Here is an 11,103-nt window from a genome sequence, read left to right on the forward strand (position 1 = left end):
TCAACATTTTGCCTTAATTTGCAGTAAAACCAAAACCTCAGATAACAATCGCTGAAATTAGCCTCATTGTGGGGTATGATTTGCCTATAAAATGAATAACATCGACCTTAACCTCGCAAAATCTCATAGGAAAAATCATGCAGACTTTGGCCCAAACTCTTAGCGCACAAGCGGTAAATTCGTCACTCACGCAATTGCTGTTCACTTTAGCAGAAACCTCAATCGCCATTAGTGGTGCCGTTCGTCACGGCGCATTAGCAGGTGTATTAGGGGCAACAGAGCAAGAAAACGTTCAAGGTGAAACCCAGAAGAAACTGGATGTGATCACCAATGACATGCTTAAAGACGCTTTAAAGGCTGACGCAACAGTGCGCGGTATCGCCTCTGAAGAAGAAGATTATGTTGTAGAAGCCAATGCACAAGGTGAGTACCTAGTGAGTTTTGATCCTTTAGATGGCTCATCTAATATCGACATTAACTCGTTAGTGGGAACCATTTTCTCAGTATTACCTGCACCCGCTGGCGAATTTAACGAACAAAGCTTTTTACAAGCTGGGCGTAAGCAAGTTGCTGCAGGTTACGTGCTTTATGGCCCATCAACTATGATGGCATTAACCACCGGCCAGGGTACACAATTTTATACCCTAGACCCAGACAGCCAAACCTTTTTGCAGACCAACGACAATGTGCAAATCACCCCAGACACGGCTGAATTTGCCATTAACATGTCTAACCAGCGCTTTTGGGAAGCGCCAATGCAAACCTATATTGCCGACTTGCTACTGGGTAAAATTGGCCCGCGTGAGCAGTCTTTTAACATGCGTTGGATTGCCGCTATGGTGGGTGATGTGCATCGTGTTTTGTGTCGCGGCGGTATTTTTACCTACCCAACAGACAATAAAAACCCGGCTAAACCTTTTAAATTGCGCCTAATGTATGAAGCCAATCCAATGGCATTGCTTGTCGAGCAAGCAGGCGGTAAAGCCTCAACAGGTTACGAAACTATTTTGGATATTCAACCGACTGAAATCCACCAGCGCGTAGCCGTGATTTTAGGCAGCGCGAATGAAGTTGATACCTGCTTAAGCTATCACGATATTGATTACAGCGAAGAGCCATCGATTGACTAAACTTAATCAGTTCTCTAAAAACCGCCTTTTGGCGGTTTTTTTATGTTTACGCTGGAGTTAATACCATTCCGCATTAATGAATACGTCCAGCGTTTTTTGATTAAGGCGTCGCTATGTAGAGTAATGGTTGTTCCCTTTCAAATAGCGAGAACGCAGAGCAAAAGCGGCTGGGGCATTCCCTTCAACACAAAAACTACTAAGCCATAGCAACACAAAAGATAAAAACAGGTTTTCTTTACAATAACTTAATTAACCACTAAGTTAATTCATTCGATATTGATAAAGGACTATCGCAATGCCACAGGCACCGAGCTCACATACTTATAAATACCTTACAGGCGTAGTTATTTTGCTGCTGATTGGTATTGGTGCGTATGTTTACTTGTCCAATATAAAACCCAAACCTCTGGCATCTGGCGCGGTATTGGTTCTTCCGGTCAAAATTGTCACTCCAAAATCAACCACAGATATCGATACTCAATGGAACGCCTATGCCGCGATGGATGTGCTTATTCACCAGCTAACTCTTGGCGTGAGCTACCCTTTATTGCAAACTGAGGATGTCATTAATATCACTTCTCGGCTCACTCAAACCGATAACGTTAGCCCTTCAGACATTAACAAAATTATGGCGATATCGGGTGCGGTATTAGTCATAGAGTCCAGTGTGAGTTTTATCAACAACCAGTATCAACTCAGTTATACGTTACACAGCCAAAGTCAAAGTGACACATCAAGTGTTAACGCAGCCAATATCAATCAAGTATTGTCATCAACTGCGGCAGCAATCAGCCAAACATTTAATCCTAAACATAATAAGCCAGTAACTGACTATCAATCCCGCTTACATTCTTCACCGTTAGTTCAAGCAATAACACTCAGCCAACAAGGCGATTTACTGGGTGCTGAACAGCACTTATTAACCGTTATTGGTCATTCGCCAACCAACCTACTTGCCAGTCGTCTGTTAGGTAATATTCAATTACAACAACGACAATTTGAACGCCTTAGCCTTACATTGACGAATGCTATTGATGAAGCACTACGTCAAAATGATCAACGTGAACTAGCTCGCCTAAGAATACTATTAGCTCAAAGCTATATCGAAACCGACAACATTGAACAAGCTTTAGGTGTACTTAATATCGCAAAAGGCAATGCAGCCAAAGTGAAAGATTGGCTAACATTAGGCTATGCATCTCAACTTTCGGGAGTGATAAATCAACGGATTGGACGTAATAACGATGCTAGAGAGCAGTTCAAAAAAGCCATTGAATATCATCAAATGATGGGATACCCCATTGGTCAAAATCAGGCGTTAAATGATTTAGCCGAACTTGAGGTCGTCGAATTTAACTACCCGCAGGCTTACCGATTAATTAATCGATCATATGAATTAGTCGCCCATCGTGGCTTAGATGATTTAGAAAATACTACATTTAACATTATGTCTAATATTGAAAACAAAATGCAGCACAGATAATGCTTCTAAGTCATAACAAAAACGGCCTGCAAGGCAGGCCGTTTATGTATCACTCACTAAACTTATTCTTTCGCTGCCACTAAACTGTCTTGACTCACTTGATGCTTTTTCTCTGTTTGGTCGACAATAGTCAGTACCGCAGTGTCACCCACCACGTTACAAGATGTCAAAATCATATCAATAATCCGGTCAAGCGCTGCCACAATCACAAACGCTTCTACCGGTAAGCCCAGTTGATAAATCAATACTCCAATCATTACCATGCCACCACCCGGTACACCACCCGCGCCAACTGAAAGCAAAAACACGCTAAATAATAGCGACGGGATTTGGTCGTTACTAATTGGCATACCGAACGCGTTGGCGACAAAGAAAATGGCGATAGTAATATAAATCGATACACCGCCCATGTTCATGGTAGCGCCTAATGGTACCCCAAAACCGGCGACGGCTTTGCTTACACCGAGTTTATCAGTCAAGGTACGCATGGTGACCGGAATAGTGGCATTAGAGCTTGCCGTTGAAAGCGAAAACAAGATTTGCTCTTGGGTTTTGTCGCGGAAGGTTTTGGCCGACACTGGGGTAAACACACCCACAGCAATAGGATAAACAATAAAAATCCACATCAGTAATAGCGCTAAAATCAACACTAGGTATTCAACCACACTGACAAAAATTTCAGGTTCTAAGGTAGCGCCTAGTTTAAACATCAAGGCGAATACACCGTATGGTGCAAGGCTCATTACCAATGAGATTAAGCGCATCATGATTTTATTGGCTGTTTGAAAGCCTTTTACTGCGCCTTCTACCGAGGTACCCATCGATTTCATTACACCACCCAATAGCAGCGCCATAAAAATCACTTGCAACATGTTGCCAGAGGTAAACGCTGAAAACGGATTGTTCGGCACAATGCTCACAATGAGTGACATTAAGTCAGGCAGCTCTGTTGCGGTAATATCGACCGAGCCAGAGCTCGACATATCAACGCCTTTACCTGGTTCAAATACCATTGCCACTGTAAATGCCGCAAGAATGGCAACTAAAGTGTTAATAATGTAAAAACCAAAGGTTTTTCCACCTAAACGGCCAAAGCTTTTTAAATCTTGTAACTCACACACGCCACAAACAATACTGACAAACACTAAAGGTACAACTAACATCATGATCATATTAACGAACATGGTACCGATACCACTTGCTAAAGTGACGAGAGTGCCACCAAAAAAGGCGTTGTCGGCAAGTGAAAATTGGACAATACTGCCGAGTAGCACACCTAAAAAAAGACCGATAAAGATCCGTGCTGAAAGTGATTTTGTCATCTGTTATTTCCCATTCGAAATGGCAACTTCTGTTGCTGATTATTGTTATACCAATCCTGGTGTTCATTATTTTCGAGCGCTGAAATACTGAGACATCGCGCACAATATTTCAATCACCTTGATGAACAAAAGCGCACACAAAAACACCACACATAACAAACGATACAAAAAAGCAATAAATAACAATGCATTATGAAATTTAAAAATATTATTATGATGGTATAACCAGTCAGAAAAACGGCTTGGGAAAGGTTGTATCAGCGAGAACTACAGCAACATTTCGCTATTAATAGTCAATATTAATGCGATCGAGTCGCAATGCATTCGCTAACATATGTTGTTGCTTAATACTGACATGATTACGTCCAACCCACTGAGTTAATGTGTGCCATTGGGAAGTATGGGTCACTGTGTTGTGAGTTGATTGCGACATAATATTGTTAAGATAAGTTAATTGCTTATGTTGTTTATTAAAGTCGCTAACCGAATTAACTTGTTTGAGGGCCAGTAACTCATTTGGCGCATCGAGCACCAATTTCGGCACTATCATGCTGTGACAATTTTCAAGTGTATTGGCAATCATCAACCCTGCGGGATCAAGGTCGGTAAAGGCGATCACATCCAAGTTAAGTGCGGCGATTAAATGTAAAAAACGTTTGCGCCCTGCTGGTGAATAATCGTGACTGCCACGATACAACACCATGCAATTGTCGATGATTGGCTGTAGCTCGGGCGTGAATGAATAAGCAAATAGATTGTCAAAACTGTCGAGGTTTTCGACTACGATGAGTTGGGTAATATTGAGTCGCTGACAAAGTGTAACGGCAGTGTCGACCTTTAATCGCAAAGCATTATCCAATGCGGTCAGCACATCGAGTACAATATCTGCCACAGATTTAGACACGAGAGATTGGGTGATATTAGGCGCGAGCTTAATTAACACATAGTCGGCATCTGGGTTGATGTTGGCGTACTTTTCATTGGCACTTTGCTGCGCCATTTGTTGGCGAGGTACATCAAAATCGAGTGCGAGAATATCTAAGCCCGAGTCAACCTGCGCCATTTTGCGCAGTAAAGCATAATCTTTATGAGTTAAATACAGGTATTTATGAGCACCATCCGGCTCGCCGATTTGCCATAGCTGATAGAGTTTTTTCCAGCTTGCATTTAAAGGTACGCGCGGCAAAAGTTGTTTTGCCGCGCGGGCCAATAGCTGTAATTGGCTCTGAGTTAGGCTAGCCATAACTCAACATCATGAATGATAAAATTACCGTTATATACAGGGTCGGGTTTGCCAATCGGTTCTAACTCAAAGTAACTTTTATGCTCGTCTGCCAAGCCTTCATACCCCCCAATCACCTGGTAAAGCCAACTTTCTGCATCCCACTGTAATTGCTTGTCGGTTAAATAACTCAATGCAGATTGGCGTAACCCCGAATCGATCACCTCACAGAAATATTCATCCACGGCAATTTTGAGTGGGTTTTCTGGAATATCAAAGTCTTCACTGTCGCCCATTTCAAAGGTGACATTATGCTCACGAGCCACATGCGGTAAAGCATCACGGCTAATGGCTTTTACCTGGGCGACAACGTTCATTAACTCCAGCTCATGATGCGGGTTGCTCACATCAACACTGGCTGGTGCGAGTAACGCTTCAGCGCAATTAAATAAGTTTGGAACATTTTTATGACCCACATGGTTATCAACTTGATAATCTGGGTGCATATCGGTGTGCAGTAACCAGCCTTTGAGTAACCGAGTACGGCCTTGGATTTGTCTAAAGCGGCCGAGCAACTCATATAACCTGCTCTGTACAATACTCAACTCTTGGGTGCACTGGCTTAAGGTTTCTTGCAAGCTGGTCATTAATAAACGGCGTAGCTCGCGGATGTCGCCGGCAATTTCACCGAGCTCACTAAACTGAAACATCTCAAGGCCATTGAGCAAGTCTGACACCTGGCTTTGCGCCAATTCGTTTTCACGAATTTTGGCATTAATCGTCCCGACATAACCAAACTCGTTGTTAATCCGTCCCCACAACACCCTAATCGAATAGCGTAAGCTGTCGGTAAAGCTGTAAACGTGTTCGTTTAAGTCGGCTAAATAGGCTTCTGCTGCACTGTAATCAACATTATGACGCGCTTCTTTATAATGATCGGCCAGGGTTTTAATGGTGGCTAAAGACGAGCCAACATTTGAGTCAATTTGGCGGTTACGCTCATCGCTTAAGGCTTCTTCAAGCAATGCCCGCACAGAACGCTTTAAACGCAATTCTTGATCAGGCTCAGGGCGCCACAAAATGCCACTTTTTTTAAGTTTTTCAATCACGCCAGCATCATGGGCTGTGTCGTTTATTGACCCCGCTAAATATGCATCCATGATCACATCGGCATGCCGCCCGAGTTGTTTCAGCAGCTTTACCCCAGCTTGGTGTAAGTTGCTGCTCATATTAACTCCCTTTGAGTCGCGGTTTCGGCTTGCGCCTCAAGGCTTAGACCTTCGGTTTCGTCAATAAAGCGGATCACTTCGTACAAGTAATCAAGCTTGCCGGTGGCGATGTAAATTTGTTTCTCGCTGTTAGGTTTAGTTAAATAACCCAGCTCGACCAAGCGCTTAAACACCAACTTAATTTGGCCGTCGACATTGCTGCTGCTTGAGCCAAATAGGCGATACTGGCTAAGTTTGGTTAGCTGCTCTCTAAAGGCAGGCGTGTCTTCTATACGTGCTTGTAAGTCAGTTAAACGTATTGGTGCCCCTTCGCTTAGTGGCGCATCCTGGCCGCTAGCTTCTTGCACTAATACTAACCATTCCACCAGCGGGATCAACGCTGAGCAAATGTCTTTAAACTGCGATGAAATCACTTTGCGCTCAGCATCGCCGAGCTGTAAATAACCACAAAAGAACACTTCACCTTCGCCTGCGCTGGCCAGGGTGCGGTTAATTTGATTTAAGTACGTTTCTATCCGCTCGCGGGTGCTGTTGTTTTTTAGTGCACGCCAGCCGTCTTCGTTAGTCACTCGGCAAATAAACTCGCCACGCAATAACTGTTCGATTAACGCACTGGTTCCCACTAAGGTTGTTTCATTTGAGTCAGACATTAACTGTGCTCCTTAGCAGTTTCAGTATTTCGTTGTGATAATCGCTCTGCTAGCGGATTAGTTTTTGGTTTAACCACCTGCAGTTTTTTGGTTTGTTTGTTAATAATGTAGCGGTTAGCAAATAAGTTAAGCACTTCAGATTCTGGGTTTGGAAACGCCCCTAACACGCTAATGTTATTGTTTTCACAAGCGTCAAAAATCTTCTTCACGTTGGTGTGATGTAAGGTGCCAAGCTCATCAATAGGCCAATGAATGGTCACATGGGCTTTACCGCGCAATAAACGAGTAAATGCCAGCAAGAACTTACATAAAATCAGATATGCCATACCGTGGCTAGACGATTCGTTTAACTGGCGGTCGGTGCGGATAATCAAATCGCTGTTGCCCTCTTTTAAGCGCAATTCAATTTCCAGCAACTTGGCAATGCCACCGGTTAATGCGGCGCGGCCAATAATGTCTAACGCGCGGCGCATTGAGTTAGTGTAGTGCTCGTCTGGGAGCTGACTAAAGCCGTCGGCTTTCCAGGCTTTAAAGGCTTTTACAAACACTTCAAGCTCAGGCCAAAACTCGAGCTCACTGATGCGTGAGCGAATGCGTACAGCTGATTCAGAAACGCCATCGAGGAATAACTCTTCACCCACTTCTCGAGTAATACGCGCACTTTGGCTGGCAATGCGGCGGTCAATATCAGTTAATACGTCGTAAAATGCGGTTAAGTCGATACCAAAAATACGCCCTTGTTCGCGAATCGCCATTAACGATTGCGGCACCATTACATTAAGTAACTGCTCAAGCTGTGGCACTAATTTACGGTAGTCGAGTAGGCGGATACCTTTGTCATTAACAAAGCTAGACTCGTCACGCGCGCGCTCCCAGAACTCGGCCAAACTTGAGCCCGATTTACTGGCAATAACAGAGTCGAAGTGTTCAACATATTGCTTCACCGAACCCATTAAATAGTCACGCTTTAGCAATAAATCTTCACCCTGGCGCAGGCGCTCGCCGATACTGCCGATGGCTTCGTCGCTATTGGGCGGTAATTTAAGCTCGGCCAATTTACGCATCACCGAACGCAGTTTAGTGAGGTTTTCAGACGCTTCAACTTGTGCAGCATCGCAGGCTTTACGTTCAGTTTCTAAGCTGGTGCGACGTTGTTTAATTTCAGCAGTTTTGGCTTTTAATTGCTGCTCAAACTCAAGTGCGGCCCGTTTAACGTCTGCCAGCTGTGCTTGCAATTTAGGTTTACGCGCTAACCAGGTATGCTGATACCAATCGTCATAACGTAACACGTCGCTACGGCGTTGTTCTGCCTGGCTTATTTGCGCTTCAAGTTCACGAATTTGCTTTTTAAGCGCTAAGATTGTGCCTTCATCGACACCGCGAGATTTCAGCTCATTTTTGTACCAGGTTTCACAGGCTTTTTGCTCTGCTTTAGCATTAGTGCGGCGCTGTTCAATATTGGCTTTAATTTGCCCTAACTGATTGTCGATAGCACCCACGACTTCTTGCCAGTAAGCATTTTTCTCCATACGTGCTTCAAGCGCCTGATCTTTTTGTTCGGCTAGCCATTCAAGATGCTGGTTATGCAGCTGCTTTAATTCATTATCAAGTTGTACCAAACGCTTGCCCGATTCGGTTTTGCGATCGGCGACGGCTTGATTAATCTTTTCCTGCTCGCTGCGCTTTTCATCAAACAAGCGGCGTAAATCTTCACGACTATTTTTATAGGCTGTGCGGGCGAAGGTTAATTCACGGGTAATGGCATCCAGTGCGCTGTTCATCACCACCAGCTGATCTTCTGCTTCGGCATGCATTTCTTGCGCGCTTTGCAGTGCTTCTTCAGCTTTAGCAAAACGGATACGCAGATCTTGCTCTGTTGCGGCGTATTCAGGCACATCAATGGCATTAAGATCTAAATGAACACCAAATAAACTGTCGCTACTGTCTTTGGTTAAGCTTGGGTGTAGATCGCTGCGATGCAGCAGCTCTGGGGCGATCACTTTACCAAATGATTGCTCCCAACCTTGGGCTTCTTTGCGCAAAAACTCCAACAGCGTATGCGACTGTGGGAACAGCATATGATGCAATTCTTCTTTGGCATTTTCGCGCTCGCTCACCCGAATACTGGCAATGCGCAGCGCTTCGTTGGCCTGATCTCGTTTGGCTCGCTGTTTACGCTCTTCAGTGGTTAAACGCTCAACTTTGGCATTACAGGTTTCTTGTTCTTCGTCGGCGAGGCTGATGCGCTCATCAAAAATCGCCAAACGCATTTTTTCATCTTCGGTGTATGTTACGCCATCAACTTGATGCTTAAGCTCTGCGGCCTGCAATTTAAGTTGGTATTCTTGTTCAGTAAATTTGGCTTTACCCGCGTCAGTTTGCTCGCGCCATTGCTGCTCAAGTTTGGCTAAATCGTCATTGGCTAGCTCACGCTGTTTATCACGCGCTTCACGTTGAGAGTCTTGTTCGGTGTGTAACGACTCAAGCTCACGGTGAAGCTGCTCGGCAATTTTACTGCGGCGCGCATTAAAAGCCGCTTCAATGTCTTGGTGCTTTTCAGTTTGCAGTTTGTGGCGTTGTTGCAGGTTCTCTAAATCGCTGCGCCAATTAGACAGGTTATCTAAATCGGCTTTGGCCTGCTCAATATCGGCATCTAAAAAGGCGGCGTGTTGGTCTTCAATGGCATCCAGCTCATCTTCAAATTTACCGACATCTCCTTTTGCAGCAGACAACTCCTGGTTGAGCTCATCACGGACATCTTTCCACTCATCGTCGAGCAAACGCAGTTTAAGATTAAGTTCTTTGCCTAAGGTTTGATTACGGTCTTGGCGCTCGGCTTCGAGCGTTTCATCGTCACGGTAGCCACGCGATAAACTGGCTAAACGTAATTCGGCACTTAATAGCTGATTAAACTCTTGCTCAAGCTTGTCGTATTCTGGGCGAATTTGCTCAAAACCTTGTACTAGCTGGCTTTCACGGATCCAGGTTTCCACCCGCTGTGGATTAAGGCGTGAAGTGGGCGGGTTTACCCCATCTTCTTCTAATATGGCGGCGATCATTGATTTGACCGTTTCCATTTTGCCTTCTTTTGAATGCACGGCTTTGGCGAGCTTTTCAATATGACGTAGGCTGTGTTCGCCATCGCATAAGGAGAATTGGCGCGCATAAGTGCGTAACTCGTTTCGGTTACTGCCCGTATTAAGTAAACTGCGATCGTTTTGAATAATGGCGCGAAACTCACGAGTATTAAGCAAGTTAGTGTGCGCGATGCCTTCACGTTTCACTTCACGACCAAGCTCGGCCATCGAATGACAAATGATGGTATCGCCATTGCGAGATTTGATGTAATCCTCAAGCTCAAAACCACGTGCAATAAAGCGGTAATTCACCCCTTTACCGTCGCCAGCTGACGCTAATACTGCTTGATATTGTAAGCCATCATCTTTTTGGTATTCATAAATAATATAGCTAGAATCGTGCGGTAAGTACCAACGCTCAAAACTGTCACGAGTTGATGGCACCACACGGCTAGGGTATTCACCATAAAATACTGGCACAAGGCGCTGTAAGGTTGTTTTACCTGAGGCATTGGTACCACAAATGTTGGTATGGCCATTTAATTTTAATTCGACCACACCTGGCAGGTGAGTATTAATTAATACGATTCTAATCAAGCTTGGCATGATAATCCTTTTCCAAACAACTCACATTACAGTGAAAATAAGCAAAATAGCGCTGAATAGCTAACATCAAATTTTTGAATCTGATTAAAGTAAATCAAACATCGTCTTGAGGCAATTTTCAGCAAAAAAATTGTCTTGATAATACGCTATTTCATTAAAAAGTGACGCTTAAGATGACAACAATTAAGTGCAATTGCTGTGATAGTGCTCAATTAGCGCGAGAGAAAACAAAGATTAACTAGAGAGGATGGTATAAATATACATCGAGTAGGGTGAGGCGTCACCGCCCCATCCCTCTCACAGAACCGTACGTACGGACCTCGTATACGGCTCATGCATACTTCCATTCAGCATAGTTGCTGAACACATACCCTGTCCTATCAT

Annotated in this window: 7 protein-coding genes; 2 read left to right on the forward strand and 5 right to left on the reverse strand. The window is 44.2% G+C overall.

Going from position 1 to position 11,103, the window contains the following annotated elements:
• Positions 1 to 137: 137 nt before the first annotated feature.
• Positions 138 to 1,130 carry a class 1 fructose-bisphosphatase gene (locus IEY48_RS07300; protein WP_188918791.1) on the forward strand — a complete coding sequence of 331 codons (993 nt, stop codon included), beginning with the start codon at positions 138 to 140 and terminating at the stop codon, positions 1,128 to 1,130.
• Between the two features lie 295 nt (positions 1,131 to 1,425).
• On the forward strand, positions 1,426 to 2,613 hold the full coding sequence (locus IEY48_RS07305; protein ID WP_188918793.1) for a tetratricopeptide repeat protein: 1,188 nt from the start codon (positions 1,426 to 1,428) through the stop codon (positions 2,611 to 2,613).
• 62 nt (positions 2,614 to 2,675) lie between these two features.
• On the opposite strand, the gene IEY48_RS07310 is transcribed toward IEY48_RS07305, so the two are convergent.
• The 5 genes from IEY48_RS07310 to IEY48_RS07330 all read right to left on the reverse strand — a co-directional run bounded on the left by IEY48_RS07310 (position 2,676) and on the right by IEY48_RS07330 (position 10,719).
• Positions 2,676 to 3,935, reverse strand: a complete 1,260-nt coding sequence (locus IEY48_RS07310) for a dicarboxylate/amino acid:cation symporter (RefSeq protein WP_188918795.1) — start codon at positions 3,933 to 3,935, stop codon at positions 2,676 to 2,678.
• A gap of 286 nt (positions 3,936 to 4,221) precedes the next feature.
• Positions 4,222 to 5,178 carry a DUF7281 domain-containing protein gene (locus IEY48_RS07315; protein WP_188918797.1) on the reverse strand — a complete coding sequence of 319 codons (957 nt, stop codon included), beginning with the start codon at positions 5,176 to 5,178 and terminating at the stop codon, positions 4,222 to 4,224.
• Positions 5,166 to 6,386, reverse strand: coding sequence for a phosphoenolpyruvate carboxylase (locus tag IEY48_RS07320; protein WP_188918799.1), 1,221 nt, complete (start codon positions 6,384 to 6,386; stop codon positions 5,166 to 5,168). Before IEY48_RS07320 ends, IEY48_RS07315 begins: the two co-directional genes overlap by 13 nt.
• A complete protein-coding gene (locus tag IEY48_RS07325) occupies positions 6,383 to 7,036 on the reverse strand; it encodes a condensin complex protein MksE (protein ID WP_160054951.1) in 654 nt (217 codons plus the stop codon). Before IEY48_RS07325 ends, IEY48_RS07320 begins: the two co-directional genes overlap by 4 nt.
• Positions 7,036 to 10,719 (reverse strand): ATP-binding protein, encoded by a 3,684-nt coding sequence (locus tag IEY48_RS07330; RefSeq protein WP_188918801.1) that lies wholly within the window; start codon positions 10,717 to 10,719, stop codon positions 7,036 to 7,038. Before IEY48_RS07330 ends, IEY48_RS07325 begins: the two co-directional genes overlap by 1 nt.
• Between the last annotated feature and the right edge of the window lie 384 nt (positions 10,720 to 11,103).

The sequence above is a fragment of the Shewanella saliphila genome (genome assembly GCF_014648295.1).
Classification (GTDB): Bacteria; Pseudomonadota; Gammaproteobacteria; order Enterobacterales; family Shewanellaceae; genus Shewanella; species Shewanella saliphila.